This is a genomic window from Pedococcus aerophilus, from assembly GCF_039532215.1.
Lineage (GTDB): Bacteria > Actinomycetota > Actinomycetes > Actinomycetales > Dermatophilaceae > Pedococcus > Pedococcus aerophilus.
Map to the genome: position 1 here is coordinate 285996 of NZ_BAAARN010000003.1, position 18000 is coordinate 303995.

21 protein-coding genes are annotated in these 18000 nt (G+C 71.5%); 6 read left to right on the forward strand and 15 right to left on the reverse strand.

Going from position 1 to position 18000, the window contains the following annotated elements; genetic code table 11:
- Positions 1 to 84: 84 nt before the first annotated feature.
- Positions 85 to 1386 (reverse strand): adenylosuccinate synthase, encoded by a 1302-nt coding sequence (locus tag ABD286_RS13470; RefSeq protein ID WP_344194299.1) that lies wholly within the window; start codon positions 1384 to 1386, stop codon positions 85 to 87.
- Between the two features lie 85 nt (positions 1387 to 1471).
- Complete coding sequence (locus ABD286_RS13475; protein ID WP_344194301.1) at positions 1472 to 2311, reverse strand: helix-turn-helix transcriptional regulator; 840 nt, start codon at positions 2309 to 2311, stop codon at positions 1472 to 1474.
- Positions 2312 to 2660: 349 nt separating this feature from the next.
- Between ABD286_RS13475 and ABD286_RS13480 the strand changes: the two genes are divergently transcribed.
- Positions 2661 to 3218, forward strand: coding sequence for a hypothetical protein (locus ABD286_RS13480; RefSeq protein ID WP_344194303.1), 558 nt, complete (start codon positions 2661 to 2663; stop codon positions 3216 to 3218).
- Between the two features lie 84 nt (positions 3219 to 3302).
- On the opposite strand, the gene ABD286_RS13485 is transcribed toward ABD286_RS13480, so the two are convergent.
- The 5 genes from ABD286_RS13485 to ABD286_RS13505 form a co-directional block, all read right to left on the reverse strand.
- Positions 3303 to 3707, reverse strand: coding sequence for a DUF3151 domain-containing protein (locus ABD286_RS13485; RefSeq protein ID WP_344194305.1), 405 nt, complete (start codon positions 3705 to 3707; stop codon positions 3303 to 3305).
- Positions 3704 to 4729 (reverse strand): class II fructose-bisphosphate aldolase, encoded by a 1026-nt coding sequence (gene fbaA, locus ABD286_RS13490; protein WP_344194307.1) that lies wholly within the window; start codon positions 4727 to 4729, stop codon positions 3704 to 3706. The genes ABD286_RS13485 and fbaA overlap by 4 nt, the downstream gene beginning before the upstream one ends.
- Before the next feature lie 86 nt (positions 4730 to 4815).
- Positions 4816 to 6075 (reverse strand): RNA polymerase sigma factor, encoded by a 1260-nt coding sequence (locus ABD286_RS13495; RefSeq protein WP_344194309.1) that lies wholly within the window; start codon positions 6073 to 6075, stop codon positions 4816 to 4818.
- Positions 6072 to 6434, reverse strand: coding sequence for a YciI family protein (locus tag ABD286_RS13500; RefSeq protein ID WP_344194311.1), 363 nt, complete (start codon positions 6432 to 6434; stop codon positions 6072 to 6074). The genes ABD286_RS13495 and ABD286_RS13500 overlap by 4 nt, the downstream gene beginning before the upstream one ends.
- The gene (locus ABD286_RS13505; RefSeq protein ID WP_344194313.1) at positions 6431 to 6793 is read right to left on the reverse strand and encodes a YciI family protein; all 363 of its coding nucleotides are present in this window, start codon (positions 6791 to 6793) and stop codon (positions 6431 to 6433) included. Before ABD286_RS13505 ends, ABD286_RS13500 begins: the two co-directional genes overlap by 4 nt.
- A gap of 139 nt (positions 6794 to 6932) precedes the next feature.
- Between ABD286_RS13505 and ABD286_RS13510 the strand changes: the two genes are divergently transcribed.
- Together ABD286_RS13510 and ABD286_RS13515 are read left to right on the forward strand one after the other, a co-directional pair.
- Positions 6933 to 7469: a SigE family RNA polymerase sigma factor gene (locus ABD286_RS13510; RefSeq protein ID WP_344194315.1), complete on the forward strand. Its 537-nt coding sequence runs from the start codon at positions 6933 to 6935 to the stop codon at positions 7467 to 7469.
- On the forward strand, positions 7466 to 8878 hold the full coding sequence (locus ABD286_RS13515; RefSeq protein ID WP_344194317.1) for a hypothetical protein: 1413 nt from the start codon (positions 7466 to 7468) through the stop codon (positions 8876 to 8878). The genes ABD286_RS13510 and ABD286_RS13515 overlap by 4 nt, the downstream gene beginning before the upstream one ends.
- Here the strand turns inward: ABD286_RS13515 and ABD286_RS13520 are convergent.
- Entirely contained in the window at positions 8826 to 9521 is a 696-nt protein-coding gene (locus tag ABD286_RS13520; RefSeq protein ID WP_344194319.1) for a TrmH family RNA methyltransferase, read from the reverse strand. The two genes, ABD286_RS13515 and ABD286_RS13520, sit on opposite strands and share 53 nt — an antisense overlap.
- 124 nt (positions 9522 to 9645) lie before the next feature.
- Here ABD286_RS13520 and ABD286_RS13525 point away from each other — a divergent pair, with 124 nt between their 5' ends.
- Positions 9646 to 10335: a DedA family protein gene (locus tag ABD286_RS13525; RefSeq protein WP_344194737.1), complete on the forward strand. Its 690-nt coding sequence runs from the start codon at positions 9646 to 9648 to the stop codon at positions 10333 to 10335.
- Positions 10336 to 10349: 14 nt separating this feature from the next.
- Here the strand turns inward: ABD286_RS13525 and ABD286_RS13530 are convergent, their stop codons facing one another.
- The 7 genes from ABD286_RS13530 to ABD286_RS13560 all read right to left on the reverse strand — a co-directional run bounded on the left by ABD286_RS13530 (position 10350) and on the right by ABD286_RS13560 (position 16255).
- The gene (locus ABD286_RS13530; RefSeq protein ID WP_344194321.1) at positions 10350 to 10994 is read right to left on the reverse strand and encodes a response regulator; all 645 of its coding nucleotides are present in this window, start codon (positions 10992 to 10994) and stop codon (positions 10350 to 10352) included.
- Entirely contained in the window at positions 10991 to 12214 is a 1224-nt protein-coding gene (locus ABD286_RS13535) for a sensor histidine kinase (protein ID WP_344194323.1), read from the reverse strand. The genes ABD286_RS13530 and ABD286_RS13535 overlap by 4 nt, the downstream gene beginning before the upstream one ends.
- Before the next feature lie 7 nt (positions 12215 to 12221).
- Positions 12222 to 13025: an ABC transporter permease gene (locus tag ABD286_RS13540; RefSeq protein ID WP_344194325.1), complete on the reverse strand. Its 804-nt coding sequence runs from the start codon at positions 13023 to 13025 to the stop codon at positions 12222 to 12224.
- Complete coding sequence (locus tag ABD286_RS13545) at positions 13022 to 13921, reverse strand: ABC transporter ATP-binding protein (RefSeq protein WP_344194327.1); 900 nt, start codon at positions 13919 to 13921, stop codon at positions 13022 to 13024. The genes ABD286_RS13540 and ABD286_RS13545 overlap by 4 nt, the downstream gene beginning before the upstream one ends.
- Before the next feature lie 170 nt (positions 13922 to 14091).
- A complete protein-coding gene (locus ABD286_RS13550) occupies positions 14092 to 14790 on the reverse strand; it encodes a LemA family protein (RefSeq protein ID WP_344194329.1) in 699 nt (232 codons plus the stop codon).
- A gap of 41 nt (positions 14791 to 14831) precedes the next feature.
- Positions 14832 to 15386: an orotate phosphoribosyltransferase gene (pyrE, locus tag ABD286_RS13555; RefSeq protein ID WP_344194331.1), complete on the reverse strand. Its 555-nt coding sequence runs from the start codon at positions 15384 to 15386 to the stop codon at positions 14832 to 14834.
- Positions 15387 to 15469: 83 nt separating this feature from the next.
- Positions 15470 to 16255 (reverse strand): SDR family NAD(P)-dependent oxidoreductase, encoded by a 786-nt coding sequence (locus ABD286_RS13560; protein ID WP_344194333.1) that lies wholly within the window; start codon positions 16253 to 16255, stop codon positions 15470 to 15472.
- Between the two features lie 37 nt (positions 16256 to 16292).
- On the opposite strand from ABD286_RS13560, the gene ABD286_RS13565 reads away from it, so the two are divergent.
- A complete protein-coding gene (locus tag ABD286_RS13565; RefSeq protein WP_344194335.1) occupies positions 16293 to 17075 on the forward strand; it encodes an exodeoxyribonuclease III in 783 nt (260 codons plus the stop codon).
- Between the two features lies 1 nt (position 17076).
- Positions 17077 to 17934 (forward strand): alpha/beta fold hydrolase, encoded by an 858-nt coding sequence (locus ABD286_RS13570; protein WP_344194337.1) that lies wholly within the window; start codon positions 17077 to 17079, stop codon positions 17932 to 17934.
- Positions 17935 to 18000: the final 66 nt, after the last annotated feature.

Below are 18000 nucleotides of genomic sequence, written 5' to 3' on the forward strand. Positions count from 1 at the left end.
CAGCAACCTCTGCTAGCAGGGGTTGCTGCAGCGGCGGCAGGTTGCTGCCTGCCCGTGGGGCAGCGACCTCTGCTGAGTCGGCTGTCAGTCGCCGAGCAGGGAGTGGCGGCTGATGATCTCCTCGCGGCCGGGGCCGACACCGATCGCCGAGACGCGGGCGCCGATCAGCTCCTCGAGGCGCAGCACGTAGGCCTGGGCGTTCGCCGGCAGGTCCTCGAAGGTGCGGCACTCGGTGATGTCCTCCCACCAGCCGGGCAGCTCCTCGTAGATCGGCTTGGCGTGGTGGAAGTCGGTCTGGTTGACCGGCATCTCGTCGTGGCGGACGCCGTCCACGTCGTAGGCGACGCAGACCGGCACCGTGTCGAGACCGGTCAGGACGTCGAGCTTGGTGATGACGAAGTCCGTGGTGCCGTTGATCCGCGTGGAGTAGCGGCCCACGACCGTGTCGACCCAGCCGCAACGCCGCGGGCGACCGGTCGTGGTGCCGAACTCCGCCCCGGTCTTGCGCAGGAACTCACCGTTGGCGTCGAAGAGCTCGGTCGGGAACGGCCCCTCGCCGACCCGGGTCGAGTACGCCTTGAGGATCGCGATGACGCGGTCCACCCGGGTCGGCGGGATGCCCGACCCGGTGCACGCGCCACCGGCGGTTGCGTTGGAGGACGTGACGAACGGGTAGGTGCCGTGGTCGACGTCGAGCAGGGTCGCCTGACCCGCTTCGAGCAGCACGGTCTTGCCCTCGTTGAGGGCCTTCTCGAGCACCAGGGAGGTGTCGGCGACCATGGGACGCAACCGCTCGGCATACCCGAGGAGCTCGTCCATCACCTCGTCCACCTCGACGGCGCGGCGGTTGTAGATCTTGGCGAGGATCTGGTTCTTGAAGGCGAGGGCGGCCTCGACCTTCTGGCGCAGGATCTTCTCGTCGAAGAGGTCCTGCACACGGATCCCGTTGCGGGACATCTTGTCCGCGTAGGTCGGCCCGATGCCGCGACCCGTGGTGCCGATCTTGCGCGACCCGAGGAAGCGCTCGGTGACCTTGTCGAGGACCCGGTTGTACGGCGCGATGATGTGCGCGCTCGCGCTCACCAGGAGGCGGGAGGTGTCGACCCCACGGGCCTCGAGGCCGTCGAGCTCCTCGAAGAGCACGGCCAGGTCGACGACGACACCGTTGCCGATGACGGGGGTGCAGGTCGGCGTGAGGATGCCGGAGGGGAGCAGGTGCAGCGCGTACTTCTCGCGCTTGCCGTCCTTCTCGATGACGATCGTGTGGCCGGCGTTGTTGCCACCGTTGAACTTGACGACGTAGTCGACGTCGCTGCCCAGGAGGTCGGTCGCCTTGCCCTTGCCCTCGTCGCCCCACTGCGCGCCCACGAGCACGATTGCCGGCATACCAGCACCTCTTCCATCACCACGGTTGTCCTACGGCCATGCAGCGGGCCCCTCGCGTACCGCGCGGGGCCCGTACCGGTGAAGGCTACCGGTCCGTGGAGCGGTCGAGGGCGACGAGTCCGGTGCGCGCAGCGGCGACACCGAGCTGGAACCGGGTCTGGACGCCGTACCGGTCCATGAGCTGCGCCACGCGGCGGCGGACCGTGCGCAGGCTACAGCCGAGGTAGCGGGCGATGGACTCGTCCTTGAGCCCCAGCTCGAGCAGGCGGACCAGCTCGGCGTCGTCGTCGGTGCCGTGGCCCTCGGGCGTGATCGGCAGCGCCCGGGCGAACGAACGGTCGAACAGCGAGGTGAAGGCGGCGATGACCATGGGGTCGCGGATGAGGACGTAGTCGGCGGCCGGGTTGGCCCACTCGGCGACGGCCACCACCGCCTGGTCGTCGAAGATCGCGAACTCGCTCGGCGGCACGAGGCTGACCCGCTGCTCCTCCCCGGCATCGGCCCAGGACCGGACCCAGGCGCGACCGGGCTCGGTGTCGAGGATGTCCATCGGGTAGATCGTCTGCTGGCGGAAGGCACCCTCGCCGATGCGGGCCTGGGTGTTGCGGATGTTCTCGGCGTCGGTGCCCGAACCGATGTCGATGCTCAGGGCGCAGTTGCGCACGACGGTCGTCGTGGTGTCGACGAGGTGTCGGAGCAGGGGTGGGGCGACCTCGGCTGGGAGGGACTCCAGGACCACCTGGCCGCGCACCGTCGAGGCCGCCGGGTGGGCCGCCAGCTCGAACAGGGCATAGCGGGCGTCGGCGAGCTCGGCCCGCCGCACCTCGAGGTGGCGCTCGCCCCGCTCGAGGATCTTGTGCAGGCGTTCCAGCGGATCGGAGAAGAGTGCTTCGAGCTCGTGCGGCGGCACGTCCTTGCTGGTCACGGGCCCCTCCCCCGACAATTCGTCATCATCTGGCCAATGTCACCATAGTGCCACCTTCAGGACGCATCGGCAGGGCACAATGAGTCCCGCGCGCTCGTCGACTCGGCAGGGGACGAACAGACGAACCGCGCGCAGGGCGGCTCTCGAGTCCGTCCGCAGGGGGCGACGCCGGGGGGTGGGATCGACGAGATCCCACCCCCCGGCTTCACTGTGTGGGGCCCGACCCCTGACCGTGGCCAGCACGCGGTGGAGCCACCGAGTGAGCTGCGCAGCCAACCCGGCGAGGTCGTATGGCGTCGTCAGGGGTGAGGGCGCAGCCGCCCGGGACACCACGAGACAGGGGAGCTCGATGACCACCACGCGCACGACCACCGTCCTGACCGCCACCGCAGGCCTGCTGGGCCTCGGTCTGCTCGGTGCCTGCGGGAGCACCGACACCACCAGCGCCTCGGGCACGACCTCGACGACACCCACCTCGAGCACGACCTCGAGCACGGAATCGACCTCGACCTCGCCGGACCCCACCACCGTCACCGTGACGACGACGGCATCCCCCAGCTCGACGACGCGCAAGCCCCAGGTCGACTCCTCACCCACGACGCCACCGCCCGGCAAGGACGCCCCCGCCATCCCCCGCTCGGCGCAGGACTACGGGACGGCGTTCGTCGCGGCCTGGGTGGAGGGAGACCGCACCCGGGCGACCCAGCTCGGGACCGAGGCCGCCGTCAAGGCCGCCTTCGCGAGCACGGTCGACACCATGCCGCGGTTCGTGCGGTGCGAGGGCGCGGCCGGGTCGAGCTACTGCACGTGGGAGGGCAACGAGTACACGCTGCAGGTCAGGCTCCGGAACGAGATGGCCTCCCTCGGGCAGCCCCACGCCGTCACCGAGGTCGTGTTCCAGCACTGAGGGGCGCAGGCGCCATACGCCCACGCCCCTCGTCGACCCCGTGGGGTCGGTGACCTACCCGGTCAGCACCTGGCAGAGCGGAACCTACAGGCCGAGCTCGCGCGCCCCGGCGGTCGAGGAGTCGCGCAGGAACTCGGTGCAGCGGTGCTGCTCGTCGGTCTCGCCGATCGCGCCGGCCGCCTTGGCCAGGGCTGCGAGCGCCCGCAGGAAGCCGCGGTTGGGCTCGTGCTCCCACGGGACCGGGCCCTGGCCGCGCCAGCCGTTCTTGCGCAACGAGTCCAGCGCGCGGTGGTAGCCGGTCCGGGCGTACGCGTAGCCCTCGACGGTACGGCCGTCGGCGAGCGCGTCCTCGGCGAGGGTGGCCCAGGCCAGCGACGACGTCGGGTGGGCGGCTGCCACCTGGTCGGCGGCCACACCGTCGTCCAGCAGACGGGCTGCCGGGTCGACGGGGAGCCGGGTCTCGGGGATGCCGAGCAGGTTGTCGCTCACGCGTGGGTGCCTGCCGATCGCAGGTGCTCGCAGGCCTCGACGATGCGGGCGGCCATGCCGGCCTCCGCCTCCTTGCCCCAGGCGCGCGGGTCGTACTGCTTCTTGTTGCCGACCTCGCCGTCGATCTTGAACACGCCCTCGTAGTTGGTGAGCATGTAGCCGGCGACGGGGCGGGTGAAGGCGTACTGGGTGTCGGTGTCGATGTTCATCTTGACGACGCCGTAGTCGACCGCGGCGGCGATCTCCTCGGCCGTCGAGCCGGACCCGCCGTGGAAGACGAGGTGGAACGGCTTCGCGTCGGCGGTGCCGAACTCGCGGTGCACGGCGTCCTGCGCGGCCTTGAGCACCTCGGGCTTGAGCTTGACGTTGCCCGGCTTGTAGACGCCGTGGACGTTGCCGAAGGTCAGGGCCGTCATGAAGTAGCCGTTCTCCCCGGTGCCGAGGGCCTTGGCCGTGGCGATGGCGTCCTCGGGCGTGGAGTACAGCTTGTCGTTGATCTCGTTGGCGACGCCGTCCTCCTCGCCACCGACGACGCCGACCTCGATCTCGAGGATGACGTGGGCGGCCTTGCAGGCGTCGAGCAGGTCGCGCGCGATCTCGAGGTTCTCGTCGAGCGGCACGGCCGAGCCGTCCCACATGTGCGACTGGAACCACGGGGTGCCACCGGCCTTGACGCGCTCGGCCGACGCGGCGAGCAGCGGGCGGACGAACCCGTCGAGCTTGTCCTTGGGGCAGTGGTCGGTGTGCAGCGCGATGTTGACGTCGTAGTTCTTGGCGACCTCGTGCGCGTAGGCGGCCAGCGCCAGCGAGCCGCTGACCATGTCCTTGACGGTCGGGCCGGAGAGGTACTCCGCGCCGCCGGTCGAGACCTGCACGATGCCGTCGCTGCCGGCCTCGGCGAACCCGCGGATCGCGGCGTTCAGCGTCTGCGAGGACGACACGTTGATGGCCGGGTACGCGAAGGAGCCGGCCTTCGCGCGGTCCAGCATGTCGGCATACACCTCAGGGGTGGCGATGGGCATGGACTCTCTCCTTCGAAAGACATGGCACGGGGTCTTGCGTCGTCGCCGATCCTTCCACGTCCGTCGCCGCCGGCGACACCCGTGTCTCAGCCGGGCGCGGCGCCCAGCGCGTCACGGCGCTCGACGAGCAGCGCGAGCTCGGCGTCGTTGGCGCACCGTTCGATCGCGAGCCCGTATGCAGCGCGCGCACCGTCGGCGTCGCCCGCGCGGCTCAGCAGCTCGGCCCGGACGGCGGGGAGGCGGTGGCTGTGCGGCAGGTCCGCGTCCAACCCGTCCAGGGCTGCCAGCCCCTCCTGAGGACCCCGCGCCTCGGCGACCGCGACCGCCCGCGCCAGCCGGGCACTGGGCGTGGGGGCGAAGCCGAGCAGGGTGTCGTAGTGGTGCACGACCTGCTCCCAGTCGGTGTCGGCGGCCGTCGCGGCGGTGGCGTGCACGGCCGCGATCCGGGCCTGGACGGCGAACCCGGCGGCAGCGACGTCGATCGGGCCGGTGAGCACGAGCGAGCCGAGCAGCCCCAGCGCCTCGGCCACCTCGTCGTGGCGCCACCGGGACCGGTCCTGGTCGGGCAGCAGGACGATCCGGCCCGTGTCGTCGACCCGCGCGTCGCGACGGGAGTGCTGGAGCAGCATGAGGGCGAGCAGGGCGACGAGGACGGGTTCGCCGGGTCGCAGGCCGTCGACGAGGCGCACCAGCCGGATCGCCTCACCCGCGAGCTCGGTGCGCAGCGCATCCGGGCCGCTGCCCGGCGCGTAGCCCGCGGTGAAGGCGAGGTAGGCGGTCTGGGCGACGACGCCGAGCCGCTCCGGCAGGTCGTCGGCGGACGGGACGGAGAACGGGATGCCCGCGGAGACGATCTTCTTCTTGGCCCGGGTCAGCCGCGCCGCCATCGTCGGCTCCGGCACGAGGAAGAGCCTGGCGACGTCGTGGGTGGTGACACCGAGGACGAGTCGCAGCGCCAGGGCGCTCGCCGCGGACGGGTCGAGCGCCGGGTGCGTGCACATCAGGACGAGCCGCAGCCGCTCGTCCTCGACGAGACCACCCGGATCGGCACGCACGACGGCCTCCTGTCGTTCGGCATCGACGACGAGCAGCGGCGCCTTGCGCTGGGCCATCGCCTCGGCGCGCATCCGGTCCAGCACCCGTCGGCGGGCGGCGGTGTGCAGCCACGCTGCCGGGTTGTCGGGCGTGCCGTCCCGGGGCCACCGACGGGTGGCTGTCTCGACGGCGTCGGCAAGGGCGTCCTCGACGAGGTCGAGCCGCCGGAACTGCGCGAGGAGCAGGGACACCAGTCGCCCCCACTCCTCGCGCACCGTGCCGGCCAGCACGTCCTGCGCCGTGGCGGTCACAGGCTCTCGTAGCCCTCGACCCCGACGACGGGGCGGACCTCGACGGTGTAGCTGGTGGGCAGCAGCTTGGCCGCGGCGATCGCCGTGTCGAGGTCCGGCAGCTCGACGTCGTAGTAGCCGCCGACCTGTTCGGTCAGCTCGACGAAGGGGCCGTCGGTGACGACCGCAGCACCGTCCTCACCGTGGCGGATCGTCGTGGCCAGGTCTGCGTCGCAGAGCGCCGCACTCTGCAACCGTCGACCGTGCTCGTCGACGAACCGCTCGAACGCGTGGTGGGCGTCGAAGAACTGTTGCCGCTCCTGCGGCCCGGCCTCCTCCCACCGCCCGGGAACGTAGGCGATGAGGACGACGTACCTCACGAGGGACGGTCCTCGGGCCTGACCACCCGACGCACCTCGATGCCGTCGCCGAGGGCGGCGATGATCTGGCAGCAGTCGAGGAGGTCGTCGAGGTCGTCGGTCTCCACCTGGTAGAAGCCGCCGACCTGTTCGGTGACCTCGGCGAACGGTCCCTCGGTCGGGGTCCCGCCACCGCCGGGGATGCGCCGCGCCTCACCCATCCCGTGCAGCTCGGCGCCGCCGGTGATCTTGTGCCCCCGCTGGGTCAGCTCGCCGGCGAACCGGTTGTACTCGGCATACCCGGCGGTGCGCTGCTCGACGCTCATGGTGGTCCACCAGCGGTCGGCGTCCCCCACGATCAGCACGACGTACTCGGTCATCGGTCTCTCCTCACTCTCGGTGGCCGCGGGCGCGACCTCACCCCTGTGACGGACGAGGACACCCCGGATCGACAGCCTGCCGGAAACTTCTCGGAAAAGGCTGTCCCCGGACACACCCGAACCGGCACCCTTCGACGTCATGGGGGGTGTGGAGCTGGAGGGCATGGCCGGGTTCGAGCGCTTCGTGCAGTCGCGCTCGCACGTCCTGCTGCGCACCGCCTACCTCCTCGCCGGCGACCGGCACCTCGCCGAGGACCTCCTCCAGGACACCCTGAGCAAGGTCGCCCAGCACTGGGAGGTCGTTGTCGCAGAAGGAAACCCAGAGGCGTACGCGCGCACCGTGCTCTACCACCGGGCCGTCGACACCTGGCGCACCCGGCTGCGACGCCCCAAGGTCGTCGGTGACGTGGTCCGGGAGCCCGCCGAGCCGTCCGACCTCTTCGGCGACTCGGACCGGCGGATGCTCCTGCGATCCGCACTGGCGCGTCTGACCGCCAGACAGCGGGCGGTGCTCGTCCTGCGGTTCTACGAGGACCGGACCGAGGCCCAGGCCGCAGAGGTGCTCGGCTGCTCGGTCAGCACGGTCAAGACCACGACCCGGGCGGCGCTCGAGCGCCTGCGGGTCACCGCCCCCGAGCTCGCCGAGCTCACCGACCGGATGGTGGTGTCCCCATGACGACCGAGCTCACCGACGCCCTGGACTCCCTCGCCGCCGATGTCGACGTCACACCACCCCGGACCGATCTCGCGACGGCCGCGTGGACCCGGGGGCGGCGGGCCCGCACGCGTGCCCGGGCGAGCAGGGTCGCCCTCGCGGCCGCGGCAGTCGTGACCGTGGTGGCAGCCGTCCTGCCCGGGTCGTGGGACCGCTCGGCGCTGCCCTCCAGCTCCAGGGAGACCTCGTCCACCGGCTACCCCGTCCGGATCACCAAGCCGTGGACCACCGAGGACCTGCCCCTGCGCGGCGAACCGCTGGCCGGCGTGCTCCTGTCCGAGGCCCGCGGCTACACCGGCTGGTATGCCGTCACCAAGGACGGCGACCTCCGTCGCCTCCCCGTGAGCGGCGGGTTCATGCGTGGGAACGTCCCCACTCTCTCGGACGACGGGCGGCTGATCGGCTACGTCGACTCCAGCAGCGGGCAGTACGTGCTGCACGACGTCGTCTCCGGTCGGGTCACCTCGTTCCCTGACGTGCGCGCGGAGAACTCCACGGACCCTCAGGCGGAAGCGCCGGCGCCGTACAGGGTCGGTCCACAGATCCCCGGCTACGTCTCCCCCGACGGGGTGCACGTCGCCGTCCCGGGCACGACGGGGACCGACGGCACGACTGCGATCCTCGTCCTCGGCACAGACGGCTCGGTGCGTCCGGTCGCCGTCGGCGGCGAGGACGGCCTCGTCGGGTGGCTCGACGACCAGACGCTGCTGACCATGAACAGCAAGGACTCAGGTCCCGACGACGCCGGGGTCTCGACCCTCACCCCCGTCGCCATCGGGCTCGACGGCACGACCCGCCGCCTGCCCACCCTGCGCCCGTCGGAGCCCGTCGCCGCGTTCAGCTACAGCCAGTGGAGCCCGGCCCTCTCGCCGGACCACCGGTCGCTCGCCATGGGCCTCTCGGACCACGGAAGACCTTCCTCCCTGGTCTTCGACCTCGCAGATGGGCGGGAGGTCGAGAGCCGGCGCGATTCGACCATCCTGCCGGGCTCTCCGACGGTGAACGCCTCGACGTCGGGGATGAAGCACATCGAGTGGGCCGGGAGCACCTGGTACGGCGTGCTCCCGGGCCCGGCGGTCCGCGCCATGGCACCACAGTCCTCGACGGACGACCCCGCGATCGTCGTCGACCCCCGGCTCGACACCGCATGGCTCGACCTCGCCGACGACGCCCTCTCGGGTCCGGCCCACGGCAACGTCCTGGGCACCGCCGACACGTGGGTCGCGTGGCACTGGCGCGAGGTGCTCATCGCAGCGGGCGTGCTGATCCTCGTCGCGCTCGGCCTCCACCTGACGGCCGGACGGAGCCAGCAACCGGTCAGGCGTTCGCCGACCCGGCCCCGGGGACCTGACCGAAGGCGTGACGCCTGACCCACGCGTGCATGGCGACAGCTGCCGCGGCACCGGCGTTGATCGAGCGGGTCGAGCCGAACTGCTCGATGTGCAGCACCACGTCGCACGCCTCCCGCATGTCACCCGAGAGCCCCGGCCCCTCCTGACCGAAGACCAGGACGCACTCGCGCGGGAGGTCGTGGGTCTCCAGCGGCACCGAGCCGGGCAGGTTGTCGATACCTATGAGCGGTATGGCGCGTGGCCGGCCCGCGTCGTCGCGTCCGGCGGTCGCGGCCCAGGCGACGAGGTCGTCGACGGTCGGGTGGTGGTGCTCGTGCTGGTAGCGGTCGGTGACCATGGCGCCCCGGCGGTTCCACCGGCGCTTGCCGACGATGTGGAAAGCCTTGGCGTTGAAGGCGTTCGCTGTCCGGATCACCGAGCCGATGTTGAAGTCGTGGCCCCAGTTCTCCACGGCGACGTGGAACTCGTGGCGGTGGGTGTCGAGGTCGGCGACGATCGCGTCGTGCCGCCAGTAGCGGTAGGCGTCGACGACGTTGCGCCGGTCGCCGTCCCGGAGCAGATCGGGGTCCCAGTGCTCCCCCGACGGCCACTCGCCCTTCCACGGGCCGACGCCGACCGCGTCCTCCGCGGGCTGGTGCTCCGCCGGCGCCTGTTCGCTCACCGGGCCACCCTAGGCGCACGCCGCCACGCGGCGGCCGGTCGGCAGCAGGTCCCGCAGACTCACACCATCCGCACAGGCGAGGATGCGGGCGGACCACGGCGGGCGGCATACCCTTGTCCGCGTGATGACACCCTCGCTCGGCCCCGACTGGATGGACCCCCAGTGGCTCCTCGCACGCTTCGGGTCCCAGTTCTTCTGGGTCAGCGCCGCCATCGTCTTCGTCGAGTGCGGCCTGCTCTTCCCGATCCTCCCGGGTGACTCCCTGCTCTTCGCGGTGGGACTGTTCATCGCCGAGGGCTCGATCAAGATCAACATCGCGCTGGCCTGCCTGGTCCTCACGCTGGTCGCGTTCGCGGGCAACGTCGTCGGCTACGAGATCGGCCGCGCGCTGGGCGCGCCGCTCTACGAGCGCGAGGGTCGTTTCCTCAAGAAGAAGTACTTCGACCAGACCCACGAGTTCTTCGAGCGCCACGGCGCCAAGGCCCTGGTGCTGGGCCGGTTCGTCCCGATCGTGCGGACCTTCATCACCGTCGTCGCCGGGGTCGGCCGGATGGACCGCCGCCACTTCTTCGTGTGGAGCGCGGTGGGGTCGGTGCTCTGGGCCAGCGGCCTGACCCTGATCGGCTACTTCCTCGGCCAGGCCTTCCCGGTGCTCAAGGACCACCTCGAGGCCGCGATCCTGGCGATCGTCCTCGTGTCGGTGATCCCGATGGCCATCGAGGTCGTCCGGGCCCGGCGCGGCCACACCGCGAGCGAGGTCATCCTCGAAGAAGCCGGGGAGGCCTTCGACGACGTCAGGGACGACCGGGCCTGAGGCCCCGCCGGGAGCTACAGCTCGATGATCCCGGCGCGCAGGGCAGCGGTCACGGCTGCCGTGCGGTCGGTGACGCCGAGCTTCTCGAAGGCCCGGAGCAGGTGCGTCTTCACCGTGGCCTCGCCGATGTGCAGCTCGCGGCCGACGGCGGCGTTCGACAGGCCCTTGGCCACGCAGCGCAGCACCTCGGTCTCCCGCTCGGTCAGCGACGGACCGGCCGGCGCACGCATGCGGCTGGCCAGCCGGGCGACGACCGGCGGAGCGAGCACCGTCTCGCCCCGAGCCGCGCGACGGATCGCGTCCGCCAGCACCTCGCGCGGCGAGTCCTTGAGCAGGTAGCCGTTGGCCCCGGCCTCCACGGCCCGCACGATGTCGGCGTCGGTGTCGTAGGTCGTGAGGACGAGCACCGCCGGCGCACCGGCCGAGCCCCGGAGCCGCGCGGTCGCCGCTGCACCGTCGAGCACGGGCATCCGCAGGTCCATCAGGACCACGTCCGGCGAGAGGCGCTCGGCCAGCAGGACCGCCTCGGCTCCGTCGGCGGCCTCGCCGACCACCTCGAAGTCGGCGTGCTCCGACAGCATCGCCACGAGTCCCATCCGCACGACGGGGTGGTCGTCGACGACGAGCAGCCGCAGGGATGTCGACGGCTCGGCGGTCATCGCGGCACCTCCATCCGCAGACGGGTCCCCGACCCCGGGGCGCTGTGCACCTCGAACCGACCGCCGACCTCGTCGGCGCGCGCCGTGGCGCCGTCGAGCCCGTAGCCACGGTCGGGGGTGTCGGGAGCGAACCCGACCCCGTCGTCGGCGACCTCGAGGGACACCGGGGAGTCGGCGGCATACGTGAGGCGCACCTCGAAGCTGCCCGCGTGGGCGTGCCGTCGGACGTTGGCCAAGCCCTCCTGGGCCGTGCGGAGCAGGACCACCTCGGAGTTGGCGGGAAGCACGGTCGGCTCGCCCTGGACCACGAGGCTCCCGCGCATGCCGGACTCGGCGGCCACCGCGTCGACGAGCCGGCCGAGGGCCTCGGACAGCGTGCGGGACTGGAGGTGTCCGGGGGTCGTCTCGGCGACGATGAGGCGCGCCTCGGAGAGGTTGTCGGCAGCGGTCTGCTCGATGAGGCGCACCCGCTCGCGCACCACGTCCAGGTCGCCGCGGTCGAGCGCCGCCTCGGTCGCGCGGGCCAGCGTGACGAGCGAGGTGAAGCCCTGGGCGAGGGTGTCGTGGATCTCGCGGGACATGCGTTCGCGTTCTCCTGCAACGCCCTGGGCGCGTTCGGCGGCGGCCAGCTGGGCCTGGGTCCGCCGCAGCTCGTCGATGGTGAACGCCCGGCTGTCGGCCTCGTTGATGATCTTGTGGATGAACAGGCCCAGGGCCAACGAGATCGACAACGTGATGACGGTGCTGATGGCGATGCCGACGGCGTCGTCGCCGGTGCGGGGGGCCTGCCACAGCCGCACCGCCCCGATGGCCACGACCGCGGCGACCACGACGGCGGCGGCCCGGTTGCGCGGCAGCATCGCCCACGTCTGCGGGAACAGGCCGAACGTCAGGATCCACGCCGTGCCCGACCCGTCGAGGGCCATGAGGGCGACCAGTCCGACCCAGGCGACCGTCAGGTAGAGGTTGGCGGCCCGGGGAGCCTGCTCGCCGATGCCGCGACGGCCCCAGACGGCGTAGGCCGCCGCGATCACCGCGAGGCCCACGAGCGACCACCCGACGTGGTCACCGTCCTCGGCCAGCAGGACCGCAGCCGTCGTCGCGACGAGGACCCCGAAGAACAGGTGCCACCAGACGAGCTGCCGGCGCCACATCTCGTCGAGCTCGCCGGACGACGTCCCGGGCTCGGGGCGGCAGTCCGAGGGCTGGTCGGCGCTCATCGCCCCATCATGTCGTGCCGCGCTTGGTCCAGCGGAAGGTCCTGGCGCACAGGAGGAGTCCGGCGACGAGCCAGACAGCGAGGACGAGCGCGGTGCGGCCGTGCTCCCAGACCCCGGCCATCTCCTGGGTCTGCCAGTCGTCGGGGAAGAACACCGAGCGCATCCCCTGCGCGATCCACTTCAGCGGGAAGACGCTCGCCACCTGCTTGAGCCAGTCGGGCAGGTCGGTGAAGGCGAAGTAGACGCCCGAGATGAACTGCAGGACCAGTGTCGGGGCGATGACGATCGCCCCGACCGAGCGCGACGAGGAGGCCATGGAGGAGTAGGCGATCCCGAGCACCGTGCCGGTCGCCACGCCGAGCAGGAAGACCCAGAGGAACGTCACCCAGTTGCCGGCGCTCGTGGGGAGCTGCACCCCGAACCCCACCTTGGCGATGAGGATGAGCAGGACGAACTGCGCCAGTGAGGTGACGGCGACGAGCCCGACCTTGCCCAGGAAGTAGGCGACGGGCGGCATCGGTGTCGACCGCAACCGCTTGAGGGTGCCGTCGTCGCGTTCGACCGCCACGCTCAGCGCCATCGACTGGAAGCTCGTCAGCATCACACCGGCCGCGACCATGCCGGGCAGGAAGAACCGCGCCGCGTTGACGCCGGACTGCTCCTCGTTGCCGAACTGGTCGCCGAAGATCGTGGCGAACATCGAGAGCATGAGGATCGGGAAGACGAAGGAGAAGAAGACGGCCTCCTTCTCGCGGAAGTACATCTTGAGCTCGAGGATGGTCCGGTCCCACCCGATCGCTGCGGTGTTCATGCCGACACCGCCACGGCGTCGGCCGCACCGGTCACGCCGGCGACGCCGGCTTCGTCGAGGTGCGGGGCGATGAGTCCCAGGTAGGTGTCCTCGAGGGAGGGCCGACTGACGGTCAGCCGTGGGACCTCGCCGCCCAGCCGGGCCGCCAGCCCTGCGACGTACTGCGTCGGCATGCTGGTCCGCTCGCTGCGGCGGCTCCCGTCCTCCTCCCACGACACCGTGGCCTCCGAGGAGGCGCGTCCGCCGAGGTTCGCCGGGGTGTCGAGGGCGAGCATGCGACCGGCGGCGATGACGCCGACCCGGTCGGCGAGCTGCTCCGCCTCGTCGAGGTAGTGGGTCGTCAGCAGGATCGTCGTGCCGCCGTCCGCGAGGGAGCGGATGAGCTCCCAGAAGTCGCGGCGCGCCTGGGGGTCGAAGCCTGTCGTGGGTTCGTCGAGGAAGAGCAGCTCCGGTCGCCCGACGATGCCCAGCGCCACGTCGAGACGGCGGCGCTGACCTCCGCTGAGCTTGCCGATCCGGTCGTCGGCCTTGTCCTCCAGGCCCACCGCTGCGATGACCTCGTCGACGTCGCGCGGCGTGCGGTAGACCTTGGCGTTGCTGGAGATGACCTCTCGCGGCGTGAGCAGCTCCAGGCCCGTCGAGGTCTGGAGCACGATGCCCACGCGGTTGCGCCAGTCGAGGCCCGCGGTCTCGGGGTCGGCGCCGAGGACCGTGACCTCGCCGCCGTCACGGCGCCGGAATCCCTCGAGGATCTCGACCGTGGTGGTCTTGCCGGCGCCGTTGGGACCGAGCAGGGCGAACACCTCGCCCGCCTCGATCGTCAGGTCGAGGCCGTCGACGGCCTCACGGTTCCCGTAGGTCTTGCGCAGTCCGGTGACGGAGATCGGTGCGTCCATGGGACCACCCTCCCGCGCGGGGCACCGGTCGTGGCAGCGTCAGCCGGTTGATTCGGCGTCCACCGACCGGTGGACCCGCGTCAGCCCCATTCGCGACCTCGTGCCCGGTGTTCCGGTCAAGACAGCCGTATGGCGCCGTGCAACCGGCTCTGCGGGTACGAAGTCGGGGCTCAGGACTGGGTGGGAGGCTGCGCGGGGGGCGCGGGCGGGGATGCAGGCGGGCTCTCCGGCGCAACCACGGGCGGAGCCGCGGGGACACCGGCCTCGGTGCCTGCGGCATACCCGCTCGGGGGCGGGATGGACGCGTCGCGCTGGCCGAAGTCGACCTTCACCGGGTCGCGCTCGGCGCCCTCGGCCTCGAAGTACTCCTCGCGCTTCACCTGGGCGAGCCCCGCGATGATGTTGGAGGGGATGGTCTCGACCTTGGTGTTCAGCTCGCGGACGTTGGCGTTGTAGTAGCGCCGGGCCGAGGCGATGCGGTCCTCGGTCGAGGTGAGCTCGGTCTGGAGGGCGAGGAAGTTCTGGTTGGCCTTGAGGTCGGGGTAGGCCTCGGCGACGGCGATGAGGCGGCCGAGCGCCTGGCTGAGCAACCCCTCGCTCTGCGCCTGCTGGGCCGGCGACTGACCGCCGGCCATGGCGGCGGAGCGCGCCTTCATGACGTCCTCGAGGGTGCCGCGCTCGTGGGCGGCATACCCCTTGACCGTCTCGACGAGGTTGCCGATGAGGTCGTGGCGACGGGTGAGCTCGACGTCGATCTGGCGCCAGGCCTCCTGCACGAGGTTGCGCAGCTTGATCAGGCCGTTGTAGATGCTGACGCCCCACAGGACCAGCAGCACGACGATGACGACGATGACGATCGCGGTGATCATGGAACTCCCCTTGGCTCGGTCGTGACGGTCCTGGGCCGAGCCTAGGCGAGTCCGAGCTCCTCGAGGCCGTAGACGGAGCGGTACTCGATGCCGGCGTCGGCGAACCGCTTCTCCGCGCCGGTCGCGCGGTCGGCGATCGTGGCGATGGCGACGACCTCTGCCCCGGCCTCGCGGGCGGCGTCGACGGCGTCCAGCGGCGAGTTTCCGGTGGTCGTCGTGTCCTCGACGATGACCACGCGACGGCCCTCGATCGACGGGCCCTCGATGCGCTGCTGGAGACCGTGGGCCTTGCCCGCCTTGCGCACGACGAAGGCGTCCTTGCGGTCACCGGCGGCTGCGCTGGCGTGCAGGATCGCGGTGGCCACCGGGTCGGCGCCGAGCGTCAGGCCGCCGACGGCGTCGTAGTCGAGGTCGCCGATGAGGTCGCGCATGACGATCCCCACCAGCGGCGAGGCCTCACCGTCGAGGGTGATGCGGCGCAGGTCGACGTAGTAGTCGGCCTCCTTGCCGGAGGAGAGGGTGACGCGGCCGTGGACGATGGCCTTGTCCTTGACGATCTCGAGCAGGCGGGCGCGGGCGGCGGTGGAGTCGGTCACGGCTCAGCAGCCTAGCGAGGACCGTCCCGCGAACGGTCGTGGCGCCGAACCGTGGGCGCCGGGGACGGCGCCATACGCAGGGCTCAGCGACTGCCCTTCGACCCGTCCTTGGGGCGGTGCACGGTCCTGGCCCGCGAGCGGACGAGGCCGCGCGGCACCAGCCGGAGGAGCGCCACGATGGCCTTGTACTGGCCACCGGGGACGGACACGACCTTGCCCTTGGCCACGTCGTCGAGGCAGTCGCGGACGAGGCGGTGGGCGTCGAGCCACATGAACTCGGGAATGCCCGACATGTTGATGCCGGCTCGGTCGTGGAACTCGGTGTGCGTGAACCCCGGGCACAGCGCCGTCGCGGTGACGCCGGAGCCGGCGAGCTCGCCGGACAGTCCCTCGGTGAAGACGGTGACGAAGGACTTCTCGGCCGAGTAGGTGCCGGACGTGATGAAGCTGGCGACGGAGGAGACGTTGACGATGGCGCCGTGACCGCGCTCGCGCATCGCCCGGGCGGCGGCGTGGGAGAGGACGAAGACAGCCCGGCAGAGCACGTCGAACAGCGCCTCCTCCTCGGTGATGTCGTTGTCGAGGAACCGCTTCTTCAGCGAGTACCCCGCGTTGTTGACGAGCAGGTCCACCGGCCGCGCAGCGTCGGAGAGTCGCTCGGAGACCTGGCCCGTGTCGGCGCGGTCGGACAGGTCGGCGACGAGGATCTCGGTGCCCACCTTGTACTTCGCGCGCAGCTCGTCGGACAGGTTCTCCAGCCGCACGCGGTCCCGGGCCACGAGGACGACGTCGTGCCCCCGCTCGGCGAGCTGGTGGGCGAAGGACAGTCCGATGCCGGCGGTGGCGCCGGTGACGAGGGCGGTGCTCATGGAGCCCACTCTAGGTGCGCCCCATAAGGTTGGCATCGTGCGAATTGCGACGTGGAACGTCAACTCCATCCGATCCCGGATCGACCGCGTCGAGGCGTGGCTCCAGCGCAGCGACGTCGACGTCGTGGCCATCCAGGAGACCAAGGCAAAGGACTCGCAGTTCCCGTTCGACCGGCTCCAGGCCCTCGGCTACGAGGTCGCCCACCACGGCCTCAACCACTGGAACGGCGTGGCCATCGTGTCCCGCGTCGGGCTCACCGACGTCGTCCCGTCGTTCGCCGACGCCCCCGGGTGGGGCGACCCGGAGGTCGTCGAGGCCCGCGCGCTGACCGCCACCTGTGGCGGGGTCAAGGTCACGTCGGTCTACGTCCCCAACGGCCGCCAGCTCGAGGACCCGCACATGGCCTACAAGCTCTCGTGGCTGGCCGCGCTGCGCTCGGAGGCGGAGCGGTCGGCTGCGGCTGGAGAGACCGCCGCGATCATGGGCGACTGGAACATCGCGCCGCAGGACGAGGACGTCTGGTCGATGGAGTACTACCTCGACAAGAGCCACGTGTCCGAGCCCGAGCGTGCGGCCTTCCGGGCCGTGCTCGACGCCGGGTTCGTCGACGTCGTCCGCCCCCACGTCGAGCCGGGTGCCTTCACCTACTGGGACTACACGCAGCTCGCGTTCGCCAAGCGGCGCGGCATGCGGATCGACTTCATCCTCGGCACCCAGCCGTTCGCCGACCGGGTGCTGGGTGCGGCGATCGACCGCGAGGAGCGCAAGGGCAAGGGCGCCTCCGACCACGCCCCGGTGGTCGTCGAGCTGGCCGACTGAGGTGCCGACCCCCTCGATCCTGACCGTCGCCGCTCCTGACGGGGTCCGTCTGCGCGTCCAGGTGTATGCCGCGTCGGCACCTCCGCCTGCGGCCGCACCGACCGTGGTCCTCGCCCACGGGTGGACCCTGACCCACGCCTCGTGGCTGCCCGTCGTGGAGCAGCTGACCGCGCAGGGGCTCCGCGTCGTGACCTGGGACCAGCGCGGCCACGGCCGTTCGGGGGCGCTTCGCGGGGCGACCTCGGTCCGTTCGCTGGGTGACGACCTCGCTGCGGTGCTGGCGGTCGTCGCGCCCGAGGGACCCCTGGTGCTCGGTGGCCACTCCATGGGTGGCATGACGGTGATGGCGTATGCCGGCCTGCACCCGGAGGCGTTCGCCTCACGGGTCCGCGGTGTCGTGCTCGTCTCGACGATGGCGGAGTCGTTCGACCGCCCCGTCCCGATCCGACAGCGCCGCGCGATGGGACTGATGGCCCGCCTCCCGCGGATCCGGGCCGGGCGCTTCGTCACGCTCGACAGCCAACGGAAGCTGCTCTTCGGGAGTGCTGCCGACGATGCCTCCGTGGCGCTGACCCGAGACATGGTCGCCGCGACCACCCTGCCCACGATGGGCCGCTTCTACCGAGCCATCCAGGAGCTCGACGAGGCCCGGGCACTGAGCCACTTCGACGGCATACCGACCGTGGTCCTGGTCGGCGAGCAGGACCGGCTCACTCCCCCGCGCCAGTCGCAGCGGATCGCCGAGCTCGTGCCGCACGCCGAGCTGCGGCTGCTGCCCGGCCTCGGGCACATGCTCGCCTACGAGGCGACGGACGAGGTCGTCGCCGCGTTCGAGACGGTGCTGCACCGCTCGGCCTGACGCACCCCGGAGTCGGCCGCCTCGGCACCTGGCGACAGGAGCGCGGCAAAACGGTGGTTGCTCGAC